This is a genomic window from Paenibacillus psychroresistens, assembly GCF_009728935.1.
Taxonomy (GTDB): Bacteria; Bacillota; Bacilli; order Paenibacillales; family NBRC-103111; genus Paenibacillus_AC; species Paenibacillus_AC psychroresistens.
Genome location: NZ_CP034235.1, coordinates 6,835,011 through 6,860,507 on the forward strand (window position 1 = coordinate 6,835,011; position 25,497 = coordinate 6,860,507).

Here is a 25,497-nt window from a genome sequence, read left to right on the forward strand (position 1 = left end):
AACGTTAACTTTAATCCAAAAAAAAATCATTTACTAACTAAAGCATCCCGATTGCTTGCCATTGGCGGCTGCTCCAACCAGCCTTTTTCCAACATGAGGTCCGATCCATCCTTTAAGTAATCTGCTGTTTCTGCCATAAGTCGAGTTAAATCAACAATGATATCCGATCTTCCACATTGACTAACCGCAATCCCATATCTGGCAAGTGTAAGCTGTGACAGAGAAATAGTCAGGAACATCATAAGTTTTTCTGAAAATGGAGCTTCTGTTGCTTGAGTTACCTCATCCTCAATAGTTGGAAATGTTGGCAAGTCATCATCCTTCAATATAGTTTGCAGCACCCCAATTTGTTTAGATGCTGCTTCTTTACCTCTTAAGAGATGCTTAAGAATATCTTTGGATTTAGTAACCTGACTAAACCCCAGCAGTATAGTTTCAGCATGTATCATTCCTACTAGACTAAAGACAATCTCTTTAATTTCTAGTCCATTGATTGTCCGTGGATGACCTAAGAAACCTTTATAGGCCGTTTTCTTGTTTAAATACTCGACCTGCTCTGGAGTTGGAATATGCGGAGGTGAGAATTCGATCCCTTTAATCAGACTAAGATCACTGGCTTGATTATATAAAGCAATATTCAATGTAAGCAGATTAGAGTAAAATTGCCTCACTTCTTTATCCAAGGAAGTATTCAAGGCAATACCAATTACAATCATTCCGTATTCGGACAAACGTCTAATGCTGAATAAGCAAAACTTATCCGTATACAAACGAGGTGCAGCTAAATTTAAATCAGCTTCACCAAAACTCTCGGTGAGGGGATAATGGATTCGATCCAAAAAAAGCTTGGAACCTGAAACAGACTTCACGGCGTTTTGCAGCCCTTGTTCGAGAAACGTCTTTATATCAGAGTCTTCCACGTAGTGTAGAAATGAACGCAAAATGATTACAGAAGCTGAATTGCTAATATAGGTAGTCCATAAATTAGTCATCTCAGAAGCATTTAACTGAAATTTCATGATAAACCCCTTTCACTTGTTTCAGTTATCATTTGTATAAATATTAGTAATTATGTATGAGGAAAATAACGCCAGTTTCTGGCTCTATAGTTTCTCACCTATCATCGATCGTGGGAAGCATTTACCACAAAAATGAACCAACGGTCATTAATTTGCAATAATTTTTATAATACGCTATATTTACTCCATCAACTAGAATGACTGGTCATTTTTTAAAATAATATAAGAAAGGAATGTGTGCCTTGAAGGATAAAAAACAGCTGATTATTAGTGCAGCGATTAAATGCTTTGCTCAAAAAGGGTTTCATGCCACTTCAATTCAAGAAATTGTCGATACAGCCGGTATAGCAAAAGGCTCGGTTTATAGTTATTTTAAATCGAAGGAAGATTTACTCTTTGTGGCGATTAAGCATGAATACGATCGAATGATGAGCGGGGTTCTTTCAGTAGCTAATGACATAAATCTCACACCTCGAGAAAGACTAGCCGCTCAATTTCAGCACATGCTGCAAGTCACACTGGAATATAGTGATTTTATCGCTACTTTAAAGAATGAAACGGATTTAATGGTCAATGACCAAATGAAGGCTTTTTTGAACGACATGCACAAAGCCGATTTTCAATGGTACTGCCAAAGTATATTGGCAATTTATGGAGATGATGCGAAGCCCTATGTATTCGATGCGGCGATTATTATTCAAGCTGTTGTCAAACACTTCACATACATGGATCGGGTTCAGCTAGAATCCACAGAGTTAACTAGGTTTTTTATGGATCGTTTGGATGACTTGGTTGATGGAATGATTCGGAAGCAACAGAAGCCCATACTCAATAAGGAACAATCCGAGAATAATGCAAATCCCTGTTCGCCAGACACCAGCTTTTCCTATGAAGATAGCCTGAAAGCTGTACAGTCCATCCGTGTTTATATTAAACAATCCAAGCTAGAAACTAAGATAAAGACAGCCTCATTGTCTTACCTAACCGTCCTAGACCATGAAATAACAAAAGATCAGATAGACCCCATTATCACCACAGCAATGATCAGCCATCTCAAGAGCTTAGGCCTCGCAGAAATCCTGATCAACCTGAACAATTTAGAGCATTATGCTTTAAACCAATAATTTTAGAAAAAAGAAGGAGTCGTTTATGGCTAAATATCTCTATCGTTTCGGAAAATGGTCTTATCGCAAGCGTCGTTTAGTTGTTATCGGTTGGATCCTTGTTCTCTTAGCAACTGTTGTCGTTGGGTTATCCTTCAAAGGTGCAACAAGCAGTGAATTCTCGATTCCAGGAACAAAAGCTCAAGTAGCGATCGATTTGCTCAACAAAGAATTTCCAGGAGCCAATGGCGGTAATGTTCGAATGATTTTTGCTGCCCCTGCCGGCAAAACCTTGGACTCGGAAGATGTTAAGAAAACAATCACAGCTACCCTCGAACAAGCCAAGAAGGATACAGAGGTTGTCGCTATTCTCGATCCCTATAATCTTAAAACGATAAATCAAGACAAAACGATCGGCTTCGCTGATATCATTTATAAAGCCGAGACACAAAAGGTATCTAGAGAGTCCAAAGAGCATATCGTCGAAAGCGCCAAAATATCTCGTGATGCAGGCGTACAAACGGAGTTTGGCGGATCTGTTCAACTCACAGATTTTGAAACCAGCCCTGTTCCAGAGGTCATTGGCGTATTCGTCGCTTATGCCATTCTTGCTTTTACGTTCGCTTCCTTGCTAGCAGCTGGTCTTCCTATTCTTACAGCCATTGTAGGCGTTGGAATTGGGATTATGGGTGTCTTATTCGTCTCCCGCTTCGTTCCGATGACATCGACCGCTACCATTCTTGCTATCATGCTAGGTTTGGCAGTTGGAATTGATTATGCGCTTTTCATTGTCTCGCGTCATCGCCAACAGCTTGCTGAAGGCTTGGAATTAGAAGAGTCCGTTGGCCGAGCTGTTGGTACTGCGGGTAGTGCAGTCGTATTCGCAGGCTTAACAGTCATTGTTGCCCTTGCAGGCTTATCAATAACCGGTGTGCCATTCCTCTCCATTATGGGATTAGCCGCTTCATTCACCGTTCTAATCGCCGTTTTAATCGCAATCAATTTAATTCCAGCTGTGCTAGGTATGGCAGGAAGTCGTATCAGTCCAGCTAAGTATTCACGCTTGTTTCGCAAGCCACCTACTGCTGCTAACCAAAAAACCGTCTCACTTCGTTGGGGACGTTTTGTCTCAAGGCATCCGGTAATTATTATCCTAATCGTTGTTATCACACTGGTTACTGTCAGTCTCCCTGCACTCCATATGAGATTAGGTTTGCCTGATAACGGAGCCAAGCCTGAAGAAACAACAGAACGAAAAGGCTATGAATTGCTATCAAAAGGCTTTGGTCCTGGATTTAATGGACCTTTGGTCGTCGTTATCGATGTAGTTGGCAAAAAAGCTCCCACGGAAGCCGCGCAAGCCGTAATGAAAGAATTATCTGCTCTGCCGAATGTTGCCTTTGTAGCACAGCCCAACTGGAACCAAACGAATAAAATCGCACTGATCAGCGTCATTCCCAAAACAGGTCCCAACACTTTGGAAACTGTCGATTTAGTCCATTATATTCGTAATGATATGGACGCCTTACAGAAGGCTCAAGAAGTAGACCTTTATATTACTGGAGCTACTGCGGTCAATATTGATGTATCTGCTAAATTGAATTCGGCCTTGCCTGTATTTGCTTTAGTAGTAGTTGGTTTAGCCTTGATACTCTTGGCCCTAGTTTTCCGGTCCTTGCTTGTTCCGCTTAAATCCGTGATTGGGTTTTTGCTAAGTCTTGCTTCCTCATTGGGTGTAGTGGTATTTATTTTCCAAGATGGCCACTTTCTTAAGGTACTCGGCATGTCGCAATCTGCGCCAATTCTAAGCTTTCTCCCTGTACTTGTTACCGGTGTATTGTTTGGTTTAGCTATGGATTATGAAGTGTTCTTAGTTAGCCGGATGCGCGAGGATTATATCCATACGGGGAAAGCGCGTGAATCCGTCATTATGGGAATTGGACACAGTGGTCGTGTAGTAACTGCTGCTGGTCTAATCATGGCGGCTGTATTCTCCAGCTTTATTTTTACCGAAGATCCGATTACAAAAGCAATGGGTGTAGCCTTAACCTTTGGTGTCCTGGTCGATGCATTCGTCGTCCGTATGACTCTTGTCCCAGCAGTTATGATCCTTCTCGGCCGTTCCGCTTGGTATATCCCGAAATGGTTTGATCGGATTCTGCCTAACATTGATATTGAAGGTCAATCCTTGCTTAAACATTTGTCTGATACAACACCGGTTGCTGCTCAAGCTCAAGCTTTAAATGCACCTGCTAGCCCGCTGCCTAAACGCAAACGTCGTTAAAATAACAAGCACCTAAAAGCCGCTCTAACCCTAGCTTTGCAGTTCATATCGCTGCAACTGGGACTGGGGCGGCTTTTTGGCTTAAGATTTTGATTCTTCCAAATAGTTTTGGACGTTTTTTCAGCTTCAAATTTAACTGATTCATATACAACTTTTCCGTTTAAGAATTCCCTCTGCCTAGAATCAATAACTGGAAAACATACTGTTAATTACTTGAAGAATGGCTATTCTGATCATTTAAATGGAATTGCTCCTGATAATGTTTTAGTAAATCGATATATTCGTAAAAAAAGTTATTTTAAAGGGATATTTTCCAGTTAACTGCTGATAAGACTGCGTTTATGCTATATTAGCAGGAGGTTTTCCAGTTAGTATAAGAAAATTAGGTGTACCTGTTAGCGCACTTTGTGGTTGTCTAGTTGTCAGTAAGTCACCAATCTTATATATTCAAAGTAAATGCAAATGGAAGGTAGATGATCCAATGGAACGAATAGTTGATGATTCATCGAGAGACGCGAGGTTTTCCTCCACATTCCCGATTGCAGTTCGCTCGGTAAAAACAGGTGATGTGGAAACTCTCGAACGTTTGCTGCAAGAACAGCCTGAATTAGCTACAGTTAGCTCGTTACAAGGTCGTACGCTGCTACATCATCTATGTGATTTTCCTGGCCATTATCCGCGAGCCATTGAAACGGGTTCAGCTTTGATTGCCTCAGGTGCAGATGTTCATGCACGTGCAATAAATTCGGTTCATGGAGAATCCGGCTTACAATGGGCAGCCAGTAATGATGACTCCAACCTCGTTAACTTACTCATCGATGCAGGTGCAGCTGTGAATGGACTGAACGATGACCTGCGTCCTCTGGCACAAGCATTGTGGTATGGGTTTCCACAGGTTGCAGAAACTTTAGTCAAACGAGGAGCAACAATTAATCTCGAATTTGCTGCAGGACTTGGTCGGATAGATTTACTTTCAGCCTTCTTAGATACTAATCGTGTGTTGCTTCAGGGTGCTGGAAAGCATACTCCACCAATAAATGCTGCTGTCTTGGCTGCCGGACAGTCTGATGAGCTTATTGAGCAGGCACTTACTTATGCAGTAATAGCTGGGAATATAGAAGGAGTAAAATATCTTCTAGATTGTGGCGCTGACATTAATGCTCAGCCATCTGGCTTCGATGGTCAAGCTACACCTCTTCACCGAGCAGTAGCCAGAGGAAATGGAGAGATGGTTCGATTCCTCATAAGTCATGGAGCCAATATGGAGATAGCCGATCGCATATATGGCTCAACTGCCCTCGGCTGGGCAGAGCACTTGGAGTTACCAAGTATGATCGAGCTGCTCCGCTCGATTTAGCGCGGCAGCGACGCTTTAAATCCTCAGATCCCGCTCCGCTGCCAGATTAAGCGCAGCCTCGCGCAAAAAAAAGCCATCCTCTGGCAGATTAATTACCACCTTAGGATGCCTTTCTCTTCCCTCTATCCCTGCAACTAACCACTCACTTCCAACTACTCCTTCAATTCAACTCTTATTTCCTTATTAGGATTCTCAACGTAATACCAGAAAATATATATTTCCGCATCAGTACCTGCATAGTTTTTATAAACATCTAGCCCTGTATTGACTCCATCCCCACTAAAATGCGGACTTACTTGCTTGCCACTCATCCCATCCGCGCCTTTTCCCATGTAAGTCTGATTAACTCCGCCAAAGCTTGGATCCTCACATTCACTCTGCACATAAAGATTACCATCACGTTTATAGTAGGTCCATTTTACAGTGTATCCACCAACTAGTGTAGTCAGCGATTTCTCTTCTTCACTAATGTCTTTAAGTAGTATAGGTTCTTTGGCATCTCGAAAAGCTCGGCTTTCATACTTAGCTACAAAAAATATCGACGACTGTTTCGTAAGCTTCAAGCCAACTGGAATTTCAAAACGGTAATAAGAAAATTCCGGATCATATTTGCCAAATGTGTACTCCCCGCCGTTTAACACCTTCCCATCTACATCCAAAGCATAGTTCACATAAGGAAATCTATCGTGAAATCTATCGCTCTCCACATGTCTAGCCTTAATTTTTATTTGAGTAGGTGTAATGGTCATTTGCTCCACATCGAGCCGCGCACCTGAAGCTACTAAAGGAACGTTCATCGTGCGTTTAATTGTACCGCTAAGCATTACAGTTTTATCCAGATGCAGATTGTAGGCCCACACTTTATTAATGCTTTGTTCCTCACGAGTGTAAAGCAGCTTATATTGAAGATCAGCTTGTTCAAGATCCGCTAACTTAAAAGACTGCTTCCTCATAACCTCCCCCTGCTCACCTGGCGTTCCAGCTACATCGGTCCCTACACCTCTTACATTCACATTATCTTTATAAACACCAATGCTCGGGTATGTCCAATCTTTAACATCCTTTTGTGAGTAGGTAACCGCTGAAGAGAGCATGATTTGATCGCCTTGGACAAAAGACTCCACCTTAACCTCATTAATCCCATCCTGCTTGATCGTAAACAGATTCGTTTTTTCGCTAAGTGGATTAAACTCGATATCCCGCTTCACACCAGAAAAGGATTGCAAATTTTTAGCTGTAAACTGCACATCTGAAAGCTGCGTGTCCGGCGACCAATCCGTTTCAAAGTAGCCGTTCCACGTTTGGCTAGCCTCATCCCATGTCTGGCTTTGCATACCTTCGATGACTCTCCCATGACTATCTTTAATTTCCATAGTTGAAAACTTCAAGTAGTCGGCTGCTTTTATTGCTGAGCTGATCGTATAAATAATTACTGTTCGATTATCATCAACTATCGCTGTTTTTAATGTTAATCTAACACCATCATTAATTACGAATTGATCAATGTTCTGGCCTAATCCACTCAACAAGGCAGTCTGAATTCCGCTGCGATAATTAAACAAACTATCCCATTTATTGGTTACCGTCGCAAGCACCGGAGCCGCCACCAATAAAAGCGCTAACGAAGATATAACCGCAACTTTTCTATGCTGCAGCCATCTCCATTTCGGAGCAGAAGCTGGCACCTTTATCAATTTCTTGTTTGGTTCTGGCAAGCTGGCCTCTATCCTCCCCCACATAGCATCAAAATCCGGATAATCCAGCTGTACCTCGTCATTTTGAAACTGAGTAAATGTTTCCTCCACCTTGTCCATACCTATCACCGTCCTTTCCTTGATTTTTTTCATCTATATCCACAATAATCTTCATATGCTTCAGGCCTTTATTCAGGCGCGACTTCACTGTCCCTAATGGAATCCTCAGAATATCAGCAATTTCATTCAAGCTTAACTCATTCATAAATCGCAAGGAAACCACTGCTCTCATTTTTAGAGGCAACTGACTTAATAACTGAACACAAGCTTTAGCAGCCTCTCGCTCTTCAACAACAAGCTCGGTAGCTTTTTCTACAGGTTTAAACGGCTGAAGCTGTAATCTAACTTCCTTTTCTTTAATGCGGCTGACTTTTTTCAAATGATTTAAACAACGGTTTACCGTAACACGCATCAGCCACGTTTTGAGATGCTCCACTCGTTTCCAATCATGTTGAAATACACTAATAAATACTTCTTGGCAAACATCCTCAGCATCTGCTTTATTATGTAACATAAAATAACAGGTTTTATATACTTCCTTTTTATAGTTCTCAAACAAATCCTTTTCGTTCATATCCCACCACCTTTCCTCGTACAACCTATAAACAACCCCGACAGCTAAAAGGTTCATTCTCATTCCAAACTGCCAAAAACAGTAAAAACTAGTTCTAATTAGCATCATAACAAGCTTCACTAAAATATGTACAGTTCATTTTGAGAGAAAAAAATAGAGCCTCAAGCTGTTGCCAGCATGCGCTCTATTTTTCATAATAAGTTATTTAAGTTAGATCGATTAATCTGTATTCTGATTTATCGGGTTATCGTTAAAAACATTCCCGCCTGTAGTAACATAATTCGATCCACCCTCTATAAATGGCAGGTAAATGCCCATTGCTTTATTGTGCTGAAAGGTCGAGTTTGTAATAACTGGGCCTAGATCGGATTCAAAGGCAATTCCAAATGTAGCATATTCAATTAGACTATTAGTAAATATAGAATACGCAGGCTTAGCATTAACTGACAGTCTTATGCCGTTCCACGATCCAGCAAATGAATCCCTAGATGAGAAAGTAATCGGTAAATCTGTTGTACCTTCTGCCTTTATACCACCTTGATTTACGCTCAAGCTAACATTTCGTCCAAAATAAACCTGCACACCTGGTTCAAGGCTAAGGATCGGATAAGCTGGACTATCAATATAAACATCTAAGCTTACACGATAAGGTACGCCTACATTATGCCATGTGGTATTGGTTATGATATCCTGGCCTACACTTCCGGGATTAAAAACATTAATATAATCAAAAACGTTGCCTGAATACGTTCCAGCAGGAATACTCCCAGATCCCCGTCCACTTGTAACAATTGGATAGCCGCCCATACCGTCAGAATCTACCTTTGTTCCACTAATCGTCAAATTACCACTATCCGCAGAAAGACGGCTATTGCCTAATAGGATAATCCCACTATTCGAGCTGTTAGTAATGGTCGTGTCCTTTACTGTCACTTCAACAGCATCATCTGTATAGCCAACTGTAATTGGAGATGTCCCATATTCAATCTTGGTTCCTTCAATAATCGCTTCACCTCTAATCGTATGGGACAGAAAACTAATTCCTCCCCATATACCAGCAAAAGGGCTGGTTGAATCTGCTGTTAGCAACACCGGTAAATCTAGAGTACCTTTAATAACTAAGCCTCCATTACTCTCAGAACCAACATAAATATGCGCACCGGCTTCAAAACGAATTGTTGCACCAGCTTCAATGGTCAATACAGGACTGTCCGCTCCACTAACCTCGAACGCGCCTTTTACAAAATGTGGACTTCCGCAAACACCCCAGGTTTCTCCACCCGGTGTTATATAGCCAGAATGGGTTTGCCCGCCTTGTAAAGAACAGCTTTTTGAAGATTTTACACTCGCAATGAATTTTACATTATCAAAGGTGACTTCTGCACCTAAAGCCTCCGATACAAAACGCAATGGCACATAGGTCTTGCTATCAATTAATAAAGGAGGAACGTCCAGAACCGTAGCTTTATCTCCTATTTGGGCTTTGGTGTTGTCAATGGCTAACCAAATCGTAACTCCATTACGAGTAGCCGTGATCGAACGATCCTTGCTATCCCATAATAGTGCAGCATTCAATTTCTCGAAAATCGCTCGCAAAGGGACCACTGTTCTGCCATCAACTATGTACGCCGTCGCATCTAATTTCACCCCATCGACTGTAACACCAACCGTTCTGTAATTCTCATCAGCAGCCATTGCGGGTACTACAAACGTAAACAACATAATTAAACTGACTATCAAAACCAGCAATCTCCTTCTGGATTTCCCCATTAACCACTCGCTCCTTTTACCAAATAATATATATAAACTACCTATATTCTATGTAAAAGAAATGAAGTTTAGAACTAGCTTTATATATAATCAAAAAAAAAAAAAAAAACTGGCTCCCAATAAGCAGGTGCCAGTCTAGCAATCTATTATATAGTTATAGCATACATTTTGCGCATTTGATCTAACTGAAGAATGGTAAACATTTGATTAGTGATGTCGATGATTTGCTCGTTTTTAAGCTCAACCATTATCTTTGAGACAGCAAAACGAGTCGCTCCGGTGATATTTGCCAGCTCCTGGTGCGATAATTTAATCGGGATACGCATACCTTCATCTGTTTGGATGCCATGCTCATCCGCTAGTCGAATGATCGCTTTAAGAATGCGTGCCCTTAAATTCAAGAATGTTAAATCATAGATTTGTTCATTCGCTCGGCGCAGACGTTCCATTGTTCCTTCTAGCAGCTTCAAGCACATTTTAGGCTTTTCCTCGAGGAAGCTTACAAAATCGGAGCCTTTCAATGAATAAATCGCGCTTGCTTCCATGACCTCAGCTGTAGCTGAACGGGTTAAGCCTTTCCTCATCATCGCCATTTCACCTAGATAATCACCCTCACGCAATAAGGCTAAAGTAACTTCTTTAGTGTCATCTATCCGATAAATCTTTACGGTTCCTGTTTTAATAATGTAGCACTCATCTCCGAGCGCACCTTCTGTGAATAATAAGCTGCCGCGAGGATAGCGTTTTTCAATAAGCAGACTGGAAATTGCGTCCAACTCTTCTTGATCAAAGCCCTCAAAGAGTGGAAATTTCCCAACTAATTTAGCAAAAGCACTCATATTGATCAATCAACTCTTTCTATAATGAACTTCATAGATAAATTTCACATAATCTAGGTCATTATACTACGAAAGTTGACATTTATAAACAATACAACCACTTTACATCAGTAAAGCCGCTTCCCGCTCACGGAAATAAGTCACAGATTGCTGTACCATACGCTCCAGTGATCGTCTATCCGGTTTGCCGTACATCGCTGGATAAGGATCACCGCCAGGTCCTAGCGGCTCAGGTGTAAAATATCTGCCTTCCCGGTTAAAGCCTAATACATACAACGCCATAATAATGGTATCTAAATCAAGCGAACCGTCACCAAGTGCCCCACGATTGCTATCTGCCATATGCAGATTGACCAGCTGATCTCCTGCTGCGATCAATGCCTCACCAATATGCGATTCTTCCACTTGCATATGGTAGACATCAGCATTAATATGCTGCACCCCAGGATGGCCAACAGCTTTAATATATTCCTGTGCTTCGGCAATGGTATGGATAAAGCTGGCTTCTGCTGAACGAATCGGCTCGATAGCCGCTTTAATCTTGTATTGCACAAACAAATCCGCGACAATCTGCAGGGTTTCTACACTGCGGTCAAATTCCATTTGGTCATAAGCTTTAGGCCGACCGACAGCCCCTGGTACAACTAGCAAATACGTTCCGCCAACCGCTGCTGTAAATTCAAGCTCACGTTTAATATAATCAATAGCTGCTTGGCGATGCACCGCTCGATTACTCGATAGATCGTTATCCGCAGAGAACATGCCGCAAGTACCGCCCACTTTAATCTGATGTTGTCCAAGAATGTCTAAGGTCTCTTTTACTTTATAGCCTAAATTCGGACCATAATGATTACCGTGCAGCTCAATATAATGGATATCAGCTTGTTCCAGTCGCACAGCCGTTTCCTTCAAGGATTCCATTCCAAAACCCCAATTGCTCCAGGAAAAATTCAAACGCTGCTGCAGCTTTTCTGGCTGGTTTTGCTTAATATTTAAGAAATCTGCTTTAATCTTAGCATTTTTTAGCTCGAAATTTTGTAATAACATCTTCATTCACTCCTTATAATATGAGTTTAAGGCATTTGGGGATAGTTGGGTCCAAAATGCTTCAAGAAAACCATAGGCTCCCAATGGCTGCGATTGGTTATCGTAACTCCATCCTTTGCAGTCGCTTCACTAACGAAGAATTCATCTCCGCTCATCTGGCCAAAACGCAGCATCGAGGCAGCTTCAGCATCATGAACACCAAAAGTGCCATGCCCTTGAATCAATATCGTTCCATAGGCAACAGGGTCTTTAACAAGTACAGTCTGCCCAGGCAAAATCGTTAACTCCTTAGCGCCAAAATATTCATTTCCATAAGTAATCCACTTTTCAATATGCTGTTCATCCGAATGCTCACACTTGATAGGCGGGCGGAAGTAATGCTTTTTATAATGCGGATCGACGTTTTTCTCCCAATCCATTAAACTTAGAATATAATCAATATCGAGTTTACTTTCCTCGGGACAGTTTTCCGTTAGGAATTCGTATGGGTAAACTTCACTTGAAACGATATTCTCATGTACAGAATTCACATCGCTGTTCCACTGGGGCTCATAAGTTAAATAGGAGCCTGGAGCATGGACAACCCCTGGCGGCGTATACCAGCCAGTACCCAGCTCAATTCGATAAGCACGTGAAAGCTCCGTTATCCGATTGTCGCCTGATTCAAATTGCAGCAAGCGTTCCTTGACCTGATCCATGGTAACATCAGGATCATACCCAAAATAAGTTACAGGGAATAAACCCGGGTGATTGTTCAGCTGAGGCGGAAAATAATACGCTTCAGGCTTGCCTATTCGACCGACAAGACCAGCAGCCGCGTCATTCAAATGAAGATGGTGAAATAACGGCGTTTCAAAATCAAAAAACTTCGAGTACATCGGCCACGTGCCATATTGGTCGTATAGCTCTTGACCGATAACAGCAGCGCCTAATGAGGCAATCGCATCGCGAAGCAGAAATTTATCCGTCCCGTCGATATTAGCAGCCACATAACTCATTCCCTCATCCGCTGGCGCTAAAGGTCCGTTCATTGCGGAAATCACGGATGAAAACCATCTTTCTTTAATTGAGCCCCGTTTGGTGCCAAGTGCATAATAATCATCCGGATGCAATCTCAGCCGTTTTCCTGCTTGCGCAAACCGACGTGGAACAAACACAGGAGCCAATCGAAAAATGCCTCCACCTTTATCAAAGGTTTCCTGAATCTTAGCTGTTAATGGCATATAAACTCCATCCTCCCAAATAGTAAAGCGAGCAACTCGCCTAAACTCAGTATAAGTTGAAAGCGCATTATAAAGAATTCGATATCTTGTGCAGTATCTCAGCTATCTTGTCTTTCTGTTTAAGCTACTCCTTTGTTATAATGAGAAAAGACTAACTGCTGGAGGACATCTACCATGGTACAAATCCCTTTAAAGCAATCCGAGCAAGCTATTTTTGCTAACGATTCGCTTCCTATATTGCTTTATGCTGGACAAATCAATGAGCAGCCGACTTGGGTTTTCCCTAGTCATAAGCATGATGATTTATGTGAAATTATTTACATTAGCGAGGGAGAGGGTTTATTTACGATTGGCAATCAATCCTTCACAGCTACAAAAGGCGATATTCTGATCTATAACCAGGGTATCCTGCATGAGGAACAATCCAATCCCGAGCATCCGCTCAAAACCTATTTCTGTGGTATCGGTAATTTGGCAATTGAAGGGGTGGAACCCGGAACTCTTGTCCCTAACCATCTCGAGCCCGTCATTCATGCGGGAGCTTATAGCCATCAGGTTGAAAGCTACATCTCGGCTATTTTTGAAGAGCTTAAATCCCAAGTCCTAGGCTTCGAGACCGTTTGCCAGAACAACCTGGTTTCATTGATCATTTCTGTCATTCGGATTACCAACACTCAAACCCCGCCAAAACAAGCGGTTTCTATTGATTCATTAGGCTATAAAATCAAAGAATATATTGATAAAAACTACACGAAGGATATTCCCTTAAACGAAATAGCCAACCGGCTATATATCAGCCCTTATTATCTCTCGCACATTTTTAAAGAAGAAACAGGCAATACACCGATTAATTACTTGATTCAAAGACGCGTAGGTGAAGCTCAAAAGCTCTTGTTGAATACCCAGCAAACGGTACAAGAAATAGCCCAACAAGTGGGCTATGAGAATGCAAACTATTTCAGCATGATGTTCAAAAAAGTAACGGGCGAGTCACCAAGCACATTTCGTAAAAAACAGCTAAATCGCAATTCAATATGAATATGTTACCGAATGGTTAGCGCATCCTTCACTTTAAAACCAACACAAGGCAGATGCTGAGAGACCACAATTTCATCTGCGCTATAAACCTCTACCAGCTCATAAGGCTCACCTAGATTCCTCAAAACATATTGCTCTATAGTGACATGTAACGGATCAACAATCCAGTATTCTGAAACACCAAAATGCGCGTAGCTGCGCAGCTTCATTACCCTGTCACGTTTCACACTAGAAGGTGATAGTACCTCTACGACCAAGTCCGGTGGCCCAACTACAGCATGTACTTCAACAATTGATTCACGTGAACGATGGACCATCAACAAATCCGGCTGTCGCGTTTCGCTTTCTGAGAGAATAACATCTACAGGTGCTAGTAGAATAATATATTCATTCTTGCAAGAATCCCTTAGCAACTCAAAGATTTGCTGACTAATCCGCTGATGCGTGGTCGTTGGCGATGGCTTGAGCTCCAGTACTCCATCAATAATCTCATACTGATTCCCATCCTCAGGCAGCTTGTAATAATCCTCAAGAGTCCAGCCTGATTCTTTGATTAGTAATGGATTTTGTGGTTTATCATCATAATTCACTTTTAATTCCCTCCCTACTAAACTCTCGATCCACTCATCTTCTTTTGTTTATTATATCCCATCTTGCTAGAAAGCGCAGTAGTCCCCCTCCTTCTCTTAACGCAAAAAAGCACCGCCAATACGTAAAAATACGTTTGGCGGTGCTTCCGCTGAGTCCAGTTTAACTTAAATACAGCTATAATTCTAGATGTATATCAAATCAGCTGCGCAATCTCCTCCGCATAACCACTATAAAACTGAGTATAACAAGTGCTAACGAACCTACAGCAAACGTGTAATACATCGTACTTCTTTTAACGGGGTCATCAATGGGGCTTAATATCGCTGTACCTAAACCATCTATATCTTTCCCTGCGGTTAGAAAGGCTTGTGTTTTGCTGCACAAGCTAGCTTCCAAGTTGGAAATATCACCATTAGCAAAAACTAAATATTCCTGATTTTTCTCAAAAGTAAATCCACAGCTTGCACTATATACTCCCGTGGAGATAGCTACCTTCTTCCCTATCTCCCCTTTCCATACTCGATAAACCTCAAAAGCTACTTTTACAGATTCTTCATCAGTCTGATTCAATACTTTGAACGGCTTGCTAACTGCTGTTACCTTCCCACTAAAAACAGCTGTTTGCTTTTGCAGCTCAGCCTGAGTTGAGCCTGTTTCTGCACATGAACAAGCATAGCTAATAGTAGGTACGGTCAGCATCCCAATAATGGAACATACAATCAGAACAATTAGCTGTAGTAGAATAGAATATTTTCTGACCATGGCGCATTTCCCCTTCTATTCTTACTGAATATTAAAGCCCTCAAATATCATGTTTCTGGTTGGCATATTGTCCTTCCGTGCTACATAACCTTCGTAAAGAATGTGGCCAGTCTTCATATCCGCAATTAATACAGTAAAATTATTTTCAGTACCATGCACCATATTTCCCGTCATGTACAAACGATCTTTGGCATTCACCACGAAGTTAATTCTTTCATTTTTGTTCAGAGAACCATTAGTGTCAATTGTCGTATCAATTTCAATTTTATCATCAGCTAAACTATAAAGAATGACTCTAACTTCATTCGAATCTGTTTGAGAAGTCAGCATTAGCTTACTCTGGGAATAGGAAATGCTCATCTCCGACAAATCATTAATTGCCTTCACCTCAATGGGTATCAGCTTGCCGCTCTGCATATCGTAGTAAGCCAACTCTTGACGATTGCTTACAATAGTGCCAGAAGCGACCTTACGTTCTACTTGTTGCTTCGTATGATTAATACTAAACACCGTAAACCGATTAGGCTTGGTCGCCGTTTTTGACTCGTAATAGATGCCCATTTCAACTGGATCATCTGTTTTAGAAATGTCACTGCTTGCAATATTTTGTTCTGACGCTATATTTTTCTTATCCAAATCAATTTTATAGTGATGGAACTCAGAATGAGCTACATTCGTGATTATAGTCGCGTTATTGGTAATGAGGTTTAAGGTTCGCCCAACAATTTGAACATCAACCACCCTAATGGATTTATACTCATTTCTTGGTATTCCAATCTTAAAGTATTCATTGCGCTTCTGTTTCTTATCATAGACTGAAATCTTAAAATTGTAACTATCCCTAGTTTCGGAGTCGGTTTCCACATAACACAAGACTTTATCATCGTCATAAAAAGCACCTGAATCATTCTTGCCCCGCATGAATTGACGGTACTGCTTTTTCAAATTTTCGATCTCTGGGATTTTGGCATAACGTGAAGTTAGTTGACTCCAATAAGAACTATTACTTCCATACTTGCTTCCTAGAGTACTGATCGTTAGTGATTGATTAGCTTCCAGGGTTACCCCGGCTGCTTCCTTCTCATCCCCAGCATGAAGCTTGAGATAATAATCTGGGTAATTGATACGAGTAGAATTTATATAATAAGTCCCGATACATAATAGAATAAATGGAACTAGCACGACTATTTTCCAATAACGCTTCATATTCTCCCCCCTAAGAGTTTTACTTGTAAAACTGGCTTCGTAAGCATAATCCTATACACTAATCTTTTTATTTAGCAAAAATGAACTGAACCATAACGATCCGCTAGAAATTAACACCATCACTACTACAACTGTGAAGAATATTTCATTAGGATAGAAGTAATCCCTGCCCCAATGATCCCTGAACACCACTGGCGCTAGAATCAAGAAAATCATCGTTGCTCCGTACCCGACAGCAGCCACAATACCTTTGATTCGAAAGCTGCGTTCTAGCATAATTAAGGTGAAAACAACAATAACGGCTGTAATGCCCAGACCATAATAAAATAAAAATTGTATGAAATGCCAAGGGTAAAATACACTCAGCATTCTATTTCGGGAAATCAGCTCTGCCATCGATATGTATTGTCTTAACTCTTGATTAATAATGGCATTAAAAGTGAGCATTTGTAGATAAAGAATGATTAGCTGAAAAGCCACAAGACCTAGCACGAATAAAACAATCGCACTGAGCTTTGCTAAATATATATTCATTCTTGAGGTAGGCAGCATGAGGAGGCGATAGACAAATGTGTTCTTGCCAAACCACTCTTTATACCAAATTAAAAGAACGTACAGAATAAGTGTTACCGCCCCCAAAGCAATGGGTGCAGCAAACCATAAGCTATAGCTTGTATAGCTTGTATACTGTTCTAAATTAGTGACCCCATTTTTCTGCAAATACTGGCTAAGCGATAAAAAATTTCCATCCATTTGGGCATTAAACTTGCTCATTATTCCAAAGGAATATAACAAAACTCCAGTGAACTGCAGAACTAAGATCACGAGTAATAATACAGCGTAAAGCTTGCCAAAGCGGCTAAGCTCCCAATTGAGAAGCTTCCAAAAGCGATTCATGCTTGATACACCTCTCTCATTACGTCTACTACAGATTTACCTTCCTGCAAGCGCATATCCTCTGTATTGAATTCTTTCAGAACAGCACCTTGATCCAGCAGTATCACCTTATCAATTAAATGCTCGACGTCTTGAATTTCATGAGTAGTAATAATTACACCGCGCTCATCCATCAAATCACTAGTAAATACCTTGGCAATTTGCTCTCTACTGAACAAATCAATCCCAGAAAAAGGCTCATCCATTAGCACATAATCGGCATTTAGCGATAATCCGAGCAATAAATTTAATTTGGCAGCACTTCCTTTAGATAAATCTCCGATCCGATCTTGTTCATTAAGCTTGAAGAAAGCTAAAAGCTCTCGGGCACGATCCCCGTTCCAATTCACATAGAAATCTTTCATAAAGCTTATCGTCTCTCTTACCTTTAACGATGAAGGCATCGTAAGTGTATCTGATATGAAAGCAACCTTCTCATAAATTAGATGATTAATCGGTTGTCCGTCGATCAGGATATTCCCGCTATTTATTGGCGTTAGTCCCATGATCGCTTTAAGAATGGTGGATTTACCTACGCCATTTAAACCAATTAGACATGTAATTTGGCTCTTCTCCGCTGCGAATGAGACTTCAGATAAGACTCGCTTATTCCCATATTTTTTACTGATCCGATTCAGTTCAATCATAAGACATCCTCCTGCGGTTTAGCCCGTTCTGATTCATATTTCTCTTTAACCAGCTGCAGCAGCTCATCCATTGATTCCGTAATTTTCATCACAGAACCGACGAATACGCCAACTGCTTCTTGCAGCAGCTCCGATCGAATCAACTTAAGAACCCCCTCATCTTTGGTAATTCGGCTTGGTGAATTGCCTTCTGTTGTAATCAAACTCTGAGATTCCATTTCCTTATATGCCCTTTGTGCCGTATTAGGATTGATCTCAAACAAACCCGCTAGCTCCCGACGAGATGGAATCTCCTGACCCGCTGCCAGCTTACCCGTGGCAATCTCTTCTTTAAAATGCCGAACGACCTGCAGATAAACTGGATCCCGATTGTTAAACTTAACATTCATCCGCCCATCCCCTGTTCCTATCCCATCTATGTATTAAGCACTTAATACACCATAGATGTACTATACGTTTAATACACCATAGTTGTCAATATTAGGATTTATTTCTTATGGGAAAAGGCAACCGAATGAATGGATCGGTTGCCCAAGGTAAGTTATATATATCTCAAACCGTTTAATCTCTTCTTCCGCTCTAAACCAACCTGCAATAATACAGTTAGATTACACAAAATTACTCAAAACTAGGTGTTTACCTGCAATAATACAGTTTGTTTCTCTAAAATAGCTTGAAAACTGGCGTTTTGAGGATTTCCATGGAATTCTTACTGTATATTTGCAGGTAGATCACACTAATAGGCTGATTTTATCCAATGTAACTGTATATTTGCAGGTAGTTGAGAAAATCATTTTAAAGTGATCATAATTCCTACCCACTCAGATGATCTACATGGAATTTCTCCTGCTCATAAATGGATTCAGATTTGTTTCTATGATTTACATGGAATTCAGCCCGATATTCACATTCACATTCACATTCATGCAGTGACTAGATCATCCTACTAAACGCACCACTTTAAAATCAATTTGAGCATTAATCATAATTTGGTTTTTATCCGGTTCCGCACCTACAGGAGATTCTGTATAAAATTGGGCGCTTCCATCTACTACATAGTAACCAGTAGGTAAGCCATCACTCCAAAGCTCTTTAATAAAGTTAGTATAAGCTTTAGTGTCCGTCTCACCATAACCTCCACTTTTCGTGTAGTCAGTACGAACAGGCACGCCTTTTTTATAGACGGCACTTTTTAAGATGGCAGGCATAGCTTGGTCAATCTTATAATTCCGTGTTTTCTCGAGAAGCTGAAAGCCAAGAGGCGTAAATCCATGAAAAAGCGTAATTTCCTTCCGCTCTCCGATGTACTCTATAGTCGCGTATAGCTTTACGGGTTCATTTCCCTTATACTCTTCTTTATCCGAGATCAAACGATAAATAAAATCACCTTGTTTCACCTCAGCAACCTTTTGCAAGCTATTAAATTCATCGACGTTCTTAATGGTTTCGGCTTGATTCCCGTTACCCAAACATCCGCCCAATAGAACAAGTAATAAAAGCCCCACTATTGGAAATTTCCTCAACTTAATCACCTCATCTTCTAAGACGCAGACCGCATGGAAATGTTGCTAATTATTCCCACAAAAAAACTGATTCCCAAAAACTCAGGAACCAGCTTCGCTACTAAGATACCGTCAAACTTTCCTTCCATGAATACCGCGGACGCCAATTCAATATTCGACTAGTAAGCTCGTTGCTCACTACCGCTTCACGCCCTATAAAGCTGCATCGCAGATCAGTCACGTCTGAATAGAATTCCGCAAGCAACCGATTCGTTTCCCAATCGCTTAAAGTATCGTTGGCTGTAACATTGAGGCTAACATAATTACAGTCATCGGCTTCTATCCCAATCCGGCAAGCTGCGGCTGCATCTCTAATATCAATATAGCTCCAAAGGATCCGTTTAAAATTCTCCGGTTTACTAATTCTCTCCTGCATAGCTGCATATTCTTCTATGGTTAGAATAAGCGAGAATCGCATTGCAATAACCTGTGTGCCTGCTCTACGATTAAACATCGCTCCTGTACGCTCATTGATTTCTTTCGATAATCCATAACACTCCTGTGGTAGTAATGGATGCTCTTCATCAACAGGCAAATATAAAGGAGAAAACGGTTGAGGAGCCCAGCAAAATCCATAAGCCGACTCACTCGATCCTATTACAACCTTCGGTATCTTTAGAATAGAAACGGCTTCTAGAACATTATAGGTAGCCATCACATTGTTGTTAAAAATAACCTCATGCGGAAACATCACAGGTGCCGGAATCGCTGCCAAATGAATGACGGCATCTACTCCTTTCAACCCGCCAATAACCTCCCCAAGCTTGGTTAAATCGATGATCCTTTGCTCACATTTTAATTTATTTGATCTAGTTTGATCTAGCGCAATCACTCTATACCCATACTCCAATAATTCATTAACTACCCAACTGCCTAGCTTCCCGCTTGCTCCAGTAACTGCAATGCTCTTCATTCAATAAGTCTCCCTTTCTATTATGGTTTTACAATAGTTCCATCTGCCTTGCGATCCGTCGGATAGGGACGATGATACGCTTTATTCTTCCATTCATCATCTACCAACAGCGAAGCTTTTTCCTCATCGATATCAATCCCCAGTCCAGGTTTGTCATTGGTATATAGATATCCGCCTTTTCGTTCGATAAGACCTGGGAAAGCTGCTTCCTCTTCTGGATGAAAATGATTAATCTCTTGGATTCCAAAATTAGAGATGGCCATATCCAAATGCACCGCTGCCGCTTGATTGACGGGATCATTCTCTCCACCCTCCTGCCAAGCTGTGCGCACACCAAAAGCCTCGCACAATGCAGCAATTTTGCGGCAAGCGCTAATGCCTCCCGCCTTCGAAACCCGAACGCGAATGAAATCAATCAGCTGCTCTTTAATTAACGGAACCCACTCTTGCGGGTTCGTGAATAGCTCGCCGATTGCTTGAGGCGTGGCGCTTTGCTGTCTCAGCTGTTTATACCAGCTTATCTGTTCAGGCGGCAGCACATCCTCTAAGAAAAACAAGCTATAAGGCTCCAAGCGTTTCGATAATTGAATCGCAGCTATAGGCGATAGATGCTCATGCACGTCATGCGTAAAGTTTATACTCATGCCAAACTTAACTCGCAGCTTTTCAAACATGTCTGGAATGGTGTGGATATATAAGGCTTCATCGAATACCTGACTAGCCCATGCTGGATCAGGCAAATTAGCTTGCTTACCAGAGACAAATCCCCCGCCGCCATAGCTGCCAAACTGGCAGCGAATAACGGAATAACCTGCTTCTTTATAGCGAGAAACTTCATCTATGAGCTCCTCTATATCTTGCCCGCCCGCATGGGCATAACATGGGACAGCTGAACGGCAGGCTCCGCCGAGCAGCTTATATACAGGCATATTCGCTTCCTTGCCTTTAATATCCCATAAAGCCATATCAATCCCGCCAATTGCTGTTTGGAGATATGCTCCATTACGCCAATAGCCACTGGTATACAGCGTTTGCCAAATATCTTCAATCTGACTGACATCTCTGCCAATTAATCTTGGAGCAAACAGCTGCTCAATCACTTGCACTACAGCACCTGGATTGTACATGTCTGAGACAGAGCCGATTCCATATAAACCAGGCTGATCTGTAATGACTTTTACAATCGTCCAGCTTAAATTGGCTCTCGTACGGATACATCTTACTTCTTTAATTTTTGCCATTTCCATCCCTCCTAATGTACAAAAAGCGTGCTCTACAAGCAGCACGCTTTTTGTAATTGTTACCTTTTATTTCTTCTTGCTTGCCAAGAATGCATCCACTTGTTTTTGAGCTTCTGCGACAAATTTATCAACACCTGCTGCCTTTTGCTTAGCAATATATTCATCTACGGCTTGATCTGCTGTTTTACCCTTAGGAATACTTCCAAGCTCTAAGGCTTTACCGAATTCATCCTGCAGCTGGTCACGTTTCGCTGCTTCTGTTTTCACGTTATCTTCAGCTAGCAATAATCCATCAATTGGATTTACGATATTCGTTGGTTCATGTGCGAAATCTGCTTCCTTCTGCCAGAAACCATCTGGATAGCTTGGGTTTGGTCTCATATATTGCGGCTTCCAAAGCGCCCATTGACCGCCCCACTCCATATAATTACTCGAACCGCCGTCCATACCGGCAGGGTAATCTGCTTTATTGCCATTCAAAACATAAGTTTTGCCTTCGATACCATACTGTACAAGATCATAAAGCTTCTGATCCACTTCCAGCATATCTAGAAAACGCAGTACTTTATCTGCATTCTTCGAGTTTTTATTAATCGCGACAACATTAGCTAATGCTGTACGGTTTACTTGTTTTTTATCCGGATACATTTCTGCTCCTTCTCTTTCAGCACCAGGCTCAGAGAAGTTCATCGTATTATAAGTCCATTCATGGGAAGTAATCGTAAAGATATTCTTACCATTTCTCCACTCTACTGCGCCATCTTCTTTAGTAACCAATGCATCACTATTGATGATTCCATCATCTTTCCATTTTTCCGCTAAATTAATCGCTTCTCTGTAGGCTGGGGTTTGTTCAATCGGAACAAGCTTCACTAACGGATCATTGACATCAAAGTACAAGAAATGCCAATCTGTTTTAACCAACTCATATTTAGGCTGAATTAAGTCCAAAGGACCGCTTCTACCAAACTTTTGGTTCGGGTAAGCTTTCTTAAATTCATGTACAAATTTATCGACATCTTCAATCGTTTTAATCGCACCTGGTGCTGGATTGATACCCGCTTTCTTTGCTAGGTCAGACCGCCAGTTAGCGAATATACGTTGATTCATTTCCATTGTCCATGGGAGCGCAATAATCTCTCCATTTACAGTAGCAGCTTGAAGTGTGCCTGCATCCTGATATTTCTTATAAAGGTTTGGTGCATATTTAGGCAACAGGTCATTAAGCGACATATATCCGCCTTTGGCAGCCATTTGGAAAATCGAGAGCCAATCGCCATCAAAATTCATGTCCCAATCATCGCCAGAAGCAGCCATTACGAGCATTTTCTGTTTATAATCCGGGAATGGTATTGTACTGATGTTGAAATTAACATTAAGCCCTTTGGCTTTCACATAATCGCTTACTGCTTTCCAAATCTCATCCGTAGCTGATTTTTTATCTCCCCCAAAATAAAAGCGGAGCGTAACTTCTTTTTCATCAGCTGCTGGCGTTACTGGAGGAGCGGCCGAAGCACTTACTGCAGGAGCAGTTGAACTGGCAGGTGGAGCAGTAGTTGGAACAGCTTCTTCTACGTCCTTCTTAGAACTACAAGCGGAAAGCACAATACTTAACATCAAGAATAAAGCCAAAGCTAACATAAAATAACGTCTTTTTTGCATCTTGAACGCTCCCTTTATTAATATTTATACTAAACAGCGGTGATACTGTTAACGGGCAAATTTGTTTCCCGTTAACAGTATAGCTGTAATAGTTACCCTTTTACTGCACCAACCATAATTCCTTTGATGAAAAACTTTTGCAGGAAGGGATACACGAATACGATAGGTCCAATCGTAATAATAGTTGCAGCCATTTTAATTCCCTCTGAGGGTATAGCTGCAGACAGACGAGACATTTCACTAGCATTTGCCGAGGTGCGAAGAAAATCAACATTATTGATGAGTACTCTAAGAATCAGCTGTAACGGCTGTAATTCCTGCGTATCTGTATACATAAGCCCGAGAAACCAATCATTCCAATACTGTAGAGCAAAGAAAAGACCAATAGTAGCCAGAACAGGCTTAGCAAGCGGCATAATAATTTGTACGAAAATTCGCCATTCTCCTGCTCCCTCGATTTTAGCGGATTCATACATTTCTTCCGGAATGGATAACAGATAATTGCGTATGAGATACATATAAAAGGCATTGGCAACTGCAGGCAGAATTAAAGCAAATAAAGTTTCCTTCAGATGCAGATAATTCACACAAATGATATACCAAGGAACCAAACCGCCATTAAACATAATGGTGAGTAAAGCATAAATCGAGAGAATATTCCTATATTTCAGCGTTCTTCTTGCCATGGCATAAGCGCCTAAGGTATTGGCAAGCAGACCTAGCAGTGTCCCACAAACCGTAACAATAATACTCACTTTATAGGCATTAATTACTCTAGCAGATCCCAATAAGAGAATTTTATAGCTTAATAACGTTGGATTTCTCGGAATTAACGTATACCCATATTGAAAAATATCTCTTTCCGAGCTCAACGATCCACTAATCACCATTGCGAACGGAATTAAGCAAAAGATACAAAATACAGCTACCAGGAGCATTAGAATGATCTGTACAATATCGAATTTTTTGGCAACCATTTGGGTATCCCCCTTTCTCTCTAGAATAAAGCGGCATCACGATCCAATTTCCTGGCGATTAGATTACTGCCAAGGATTAGAATAAATGAGATAGTTGATTGCATAAAACCTGCTGCCGAAGCCATTCCAATATCCCCCGTAACTCGTAGGCTGCGATAAACAAAAGTATCGATAACATCCGTGGTTGGGTATAAGGGAGAAGAATCGCCAATAACCGCATAGAACATTCCAAAGTCTGCATTCATAACCCGCCCAATAGCCAGCAAGGTTAGAATAATCACGGTTGGCCTGAGCATGGGCAAGCTGATGTGGCGAATTTGCTGCCATTTGTTAGCACCGTCAATTGCGGCAGCTTCATAATAAGAAGAATCGACGCTAGCTAGAGTTGCCATATAGATCACACTTCCATAACCCGTGACCTTCCAACGAATAATAAAGGTGAGAATGATCGGCCAGAGACCTGGTTTGTTATAGAAATCAATTGGCGGGATGCCTAAGAACTTCAAGAAAGAATTGAGAGAACCAATATCGCTCAACATGCTATACGCAAACACACCCACGACAATCCAAGAAATAAAATAAGGTAAAAACGTAATGGATTGCGAGATTCTTTTAAAGTATTTATTGCGGATTTCATTGAAAATCAAAGCTAACCCGATCTCAAATATTAAACCAAACAAGATAAACAGCAGGTTAAGGAAAATCGTATTCTTGATCGCTCTAAAAGCAGCTGATGAAGTGAATAGGTAATCAAAATTACTAAAAAACGGTTGCATCCATTCGCTTCCAAAAATCCCTTTAGTGAAATTAAAGTCCTTAAACGCTATGACCAGTCCGGCCATTGGAAAATAATTAAATAACAGCAGCAATACCCCTACTGGAATAAACATCATATACACAGATGCATTCTTTTTTAATTCATGCCAAACTCCCTTGCGTTTCTTAACAGGAAACTGCTGTGTTTGCATGTCCAATCCCCTCATTCTGATCAA

23 protein-coding genes are annotated in these 25,497 nt (G+C 41.1%); 4 read left to right on the plus strand and 19 right to left on the minus strand.

The window, feature by feature from the left end; genetic code table 11:
- Positions 1-26: 26 nt before the first annotated feature.
- Positions 27-1,019, minus strand: a complete 993-nt coding sequence (locus EHS13_RS30815) for a DUF3231 family protein (protein ID WP_155704042.1) — start codon at positions 1,017-1,019, stop codon at positions 27-29.
- A 242-nt stretch (positions 1,020-1,261) separates the two neighbouring features.
- Here EHS13_RS30815 and EHS13_RS30820 point away from each other — a divergent pair, with 242 nt between their 5' ends.
- From EHS13_RS30820 to EHS13_RS30830, 3 genes are all read left to right on the plus strand, one after another.
- Positions 1,262-2,143: a TetR/AcrR family transcriptional regulator gene (locus EHS13_RS30820; RefSeq protein WP_162463329.1), complete on the plus strand. Its 882-nt coding sequence runs from the start codon at positions 1,262-1,264 to the stop codon at positions 2,141-2,143.
- Between the two features lie 25 nt (positions 2,144-2,168).
- Complete coding sequence (locus EHS13_RS30825) at positions 2,169-4,406, plus strand: MMPL family transporter (RefSeq protein WP_155704044.1); 2,238 nt, start codon at positions 2,169-2,171, stop codon at positions 4,404-4,406.
- Between the two features lie 481 nt (positions 4,407-4,887).
- Positions 4,888-5,763, plus strand: a complete 876-nt coding sequence (locus EHS13_RS30830; protein WP_155704045.1) for an ankyrin repeat domain-containing protein — start codon at positions 4,888-4,890, stop codon at positions 5,761-5,763.
- Between the two features lie 152 nt (positions 5,764-5,915).
- On the opposite strand, the gene EHS13_RS30835 is transcribed toward EHS13_RS30830, so the two are convergent.
- The 6 genes from EHS13_RS30835 to EHS13_RS30860 all read right to left on the minus strand — a co-directional run bounded on the left by EHS13_RS30835 (position 5,916) and on the right by EHS13_RS30860 (position 12,970).
- Positions 5,916-7,577, minus strand: coding sequence for a DUF4179 domain-containing protein (locus EHS13_RS30835; RefSeq protein ID WP_162463330.1), 1,662 nt, complete (start codon positions 7,575-7,577; stop codon positions 5,916-5,918).
- The gene (locus tag EHS13_RS30840; RefSeq protein ID WP_162463331.1) at positions 7,537-8,091 is read right to left on the minus strand and encodes an RNA polymerase sigma factor; all 555 of its coding nucleotides are present in this window, start codon (positions 8,089-8,091) and stop codon (positions 7,537-7,539) included. The genes EHS13_RS30835 and EHS13_RS30840 overlap by 41 nt, the downstream gene beginning before the upstream one ends.
- A gap of 219 nt (positions 8,092-8,310) precedes the next feature.
- Positions 8,311-9,861, minus strand: coding sequence for a copper amine oxidase N-terminal domain-containing protein (locus EHS13_RS30845; protein ID WP_155704048.1), 1,551 nt, complete (start codon positions 9,859-9,861; stop codon positions 8,311-8,313).
- Between the two features lie 146 nt (positions 9,862-10,007).
- On the minus strand, positions 10,008-10,700 hold the full coding sequence (locus tag EHS13_RS30850) for a Crp/Fnr family transcriptional regulator (RefSeq protein WP_155704049.1): 693 nt from the start codon (positions 10,698-10,700) through the stop codon (positions 10,008-10,010).
- Positions 10,701-10,802: 102 nt separating this feature from the next.
- Positions 10,803-11,747, minus strand: a complete 945-nt coding sequence (locus tag EHS13_RS30855; RefSeq protein ID WP_155704050.1) for a sugar phosphate isomerase/epimerase family protein — start codon at positions 11,745-11,747, stop codon at positions 10,803-10,805.
- 26 nt (positions 11,748-11,773) lie between these two features.
- A complete protein-coding gene (locus tag EHS13_RS30860) occupies positions 11,774-12,970 on the minus strand; it encodes a hypothetical protein (protein ID WP_155704051.1) in 1,197 nt (398 codons plus the stop codon).
- A gap of 174 nt (positions 12,971-13,144) precedes the next feature.
- Between EHS13_RS30860 and EHS13_RS30865 the strand changes: the two genes are divergently transcribed.
- The gene (locus tag EHS13_RS30865; protein WP_155704052.1) at positions 13,145-14,008 is read left to right on the plus strand and encodes an AraC family transcriptional regulator; all 864 of its coding nucleotides are present in this window, start codon (positions 13,145-13,147) and stop codon (positions 14,006-14,008) included.
- Positions 14,009-14,013: 5 nt separating this feature from the next.
- On the opposite strand, the gene EHS13_RS30870 is transcribed toward EHS13_RS30865, so the two are convergent.
- The 12 genes from EHS13_RS30870 to EHS13_RS30925 form a co-directional block, all read right to left on the minus strand.
- Entirely contained in the window at positions 14,014-14,598 is a 585-nt protein-coding gene (locus EHS13_RS30870; protein WP_155704053.1) for a Uma2 family endonuclease, read from the minus strand.
- 199 nt (positions 14,599-14,797) lie between these two features.
- Positions 14,798-15,361 carry a hypothetical protein gene (locus EHS13_RS30875; protein ID WP_155704054.1) on the minus strand — a complete coding sequence of 188 codons (564 nt, stop codon included), beginning with the start codon at positions 15,359-15,361 and terminating at the stop codon, positions 14,798-14,800.
- A 21-nt stretch (positions 15,362-15,382) separates the two neighbouring features.
- Positions 15,383-16,567, minus strand: a complete 1,185-nt coding sequence (locus tag EHS13_RS30880; RefSeq protein WP_155704055.1) for a hypothetical protein — start codon at positions 16,565-16,567, stop codon at positions 15,383-15,385.
- Between the two features lie 51 nt (positions 16,568-16,618).
- On the minus strand, positions 16,619-17,464 hold the full coding sequence (locus tag EHS13_RS30885; RefSeq protein WP_155704056.1) for a hypothetical protein: 846 nt from the start codon (positions 17,462-17,464) through the stop codon (positions 16,619-16,621).
- Positions 17,461-18,150 (minus strand): ATP-binding cassette domain-containing protein, encoded by a 690-nt coding sequence (locus tag EHS13_RS30890; RefSeq protein WP_155704057.1) that lies wholly within the window; start codon positions 18,148-18,150, stop codon positions 17,461-17,463. The genes EHS13_RS30885 and EHS13_RS30890 overlap by 4 nt, the downstream gene beginning before the upstream one ends.
- The gene (locus tag EHS13_RS30895; RefSeq protein ID WP_155704058.1) at positions 18,147-18,539 is read right to left on the minus strand and encodes a GntR family transcriptional regulator; all 393 of its coding nucleotides are present in this window, start codon (positions 18,537-18,539) and stop codon (positions 18,147-18,149) included. The genes EHS13_RS30890 and EHS13_RS30895 overlap by 4 nt, the downstream gene beginning before the upstream one ends.
- Before the next feature lie 549 nt (positions 18,540-19,088).
- On the minus strand, positions 19,089-19,673 hold the full coding sequence (locus EHS13_RS30900; protein WP_155704059.1) for a hypothetical protein: 585 nt from the start codon (positions 19,671-19,673) through the stop codon (positions 19,089-19,091).
- Between the two features lie 100 nt (positions 19,674-19,773).
- Entirely contained in the window at positions 19,774-20,625 is an 852-nt protein-coding gene (locus EHS13_RS30905; RefSeq protein WP_155704060.1) for an NAD-dependent epimerase/dehydratase family protein, read from the minus strand.
- 20 nt (positions 20,626-20,645) lie between these two features.
- Positions 20,646-21,866 carry an enolase C-terminal domain-like protein gene (locus EHS13_RS30910; RefSeq protein WP_155704061.1) on the minus strand — a complete coding sequence of 407 codons (1,221 nt, stop codon included), beginning with the start codon at positions 21,864-21,866 and terminating at the stop codon, positions 20,646-20,648.
- A gap of 66 nt (positions 21,867-21,932) precedes the next feature.
- Complete coding sequence (locus tag EHS13_RS30915) at positions 21,933-23,528, minus strand: extracellular solute-binding protein (RefSeq protein WP_155704062.1); 1,596 nt, start codon at positions 23,526-23,528, stop codon at positions 21,933-21,935.
- A gap of 92 nt (positions 23,529-23,620) precedes the next feature.
- Positions 23,621-24,505, minus strand: a complete 885-nt coding sequence (locus EHS13_RS30920) for a carbohydrate ABC transporter permease (RefSeq protein WP_155704063.1) — start codon at positions 24,503-24,505, stop codon at positions 23,621-23,623.
- A 20-nt stretch (positions 24,506-24,525) separates the two neighbouring features.
- Positions 24,526-25,473, minus strand: a complete 948-nt coding sequence (locus EHS13_RS30925) for an ABC transporter permease (protein ID WP_155704064.1) — start codon at positions 25,471-25,473, stop codon at positions 24,526-24,528.
- Between the last annotated feature and the right edge of the window lie 24 nt (positions 25,474-25,497).

Coding starts and splice junctions, on each gene's coding strand:
- EHS13_RS30815 (WP_155704042.1), bottom strand. CDS start 1,019: ATGAAATTTCAGTTAAATGCTTCTGAGATGACTAATTTATGGACTACC.
- EHS13_RS30825 (WP_155704044.1), top strand. CDS start 2,169: ATGGCTAAATATCTCTATCGTTTCGGAAAATGGTCTTATCGCAAGCGT.
- EHS13_RS30830 (WP_155704045.1), top strand. CDS start 4,888: ATGGAACGAATAGTTGATGATTCATCGAGAGACGCGAGGTTTTCCTCC.
- EHS13_RS30835 (WP_162463330.1), bottom strand. CDS start 7,577: ATGGACAAGGTGGAGGAAACATTTACTCAGTTTCAAAATGACGAGGTA.
- EHS13_RS30840 (WP_162463331.1), bottom strand. CDS start 8,091: ATGAACGAAAAGGATTTGTTTGAGAACTATAAAAAGGAAGTATATAAA.
- EHS13_RS30845 (WP_155704048.1), bottom strand. CDS start 9,861: ATGGGGAAATCCAGAAGGAGATTGCTGGTTTTGATAGTCAGTTTAATT.
- EHS13_RS30850 (WP_155704049.1), bottom strand. CDS start 10,700: ATGAGTGCTTTTGCTAAATTAGTTGGGAAATTTCCACTCTTTGAGGGC.
- EHS13_RS30855 (WP_155704050.1), bottom strand. CDS start 11,747: ATGTTATTACAAAATTTCGAGCTAAAAAATGCTAAGATTAAAGCAGAT.
- EHS13_RS30860 (WP_155704051.1), bottom strand. CDS start 12,970: ATGCCATTAACAGCTAAGATTCAGGAAACCTTTGATAAAGGTGGAGGC.
- EHS13_RS30865 (WP_155704052.1), top strand. CDS start 13,145: ATGGTACAAATCCCTTTAAAGCAATCCGAGCAAGCTATTTTTGCTAAC.
- EHS13_RS30875 (WP_155704054.1), bottom strand. CDS start 15,361: ATGGTCAGAAAATATTCTATTCTACTACAGCTAATTGTTCTGATTGTA.
- EHS13_RS30880 (WP_155704055.1), bottom strand. CDS start 16,567: ATGAAGCGTTATTGGAAAATAGTCGTGCTAGTTCCATTTATTCTATTA.
- EHS13_RS30885 (WP_155704056.1), bottom strand. CDS start 17,464: ATGAATCGCTTTTGGAAGCTTCTCAATTGGGAGCTTAGCCGCTTTGGC.
- EHS13_RS30890 (WP_155704057.1), bottom strand. CDS start 18,150: ATGATTGAACTGAATCGGATCAGTAAAAAATATGGGAATAAGCGAGTC.
- EHS13_RS30895 (WP_155704058.1), bottom strand. CDS start 18,539: ATGAATGTTAAGTTTAACAATCGGGATCCAGTTTATCTGCAGGTCGTT.
- EHS13_RS30905 (WP_155704060.1), bottom strand. CDS start 20,625: ATGAAGAGCATTGCAGTTACTGGAGCAAGCGGGAAGCTAGGCAGTTGG.
- EHS13_RS30910 (WP_155704061.1), bottom strand. CDS start 21,866: ATGGCAAAAATTAAAGAAGTAAGATGTATCCGTACGAGAGCCAATTTA.
- EHS13_RS30915 (WP_155704062.1), bottom strand. CDS start 23,528: ATGCAAAAAAGACGTTATTTTATGTTAGCTTTGGCTTTATTCTTGATG.
- EHS13_RS30920 (WP_155704063.1), bottom strand. CDS start 24,505: ATGGTTGCCAAAAAATTCGATATTGTACAGATCATTCTAATGCTCCTG.
- EHS13_RS30925 (WP_155704064.1), bottom strand. CDS start 25,473: ATGCAAACACAGCAGTTTCCTGTTAAGAAACGCAAGGGAGTTTGGCAT.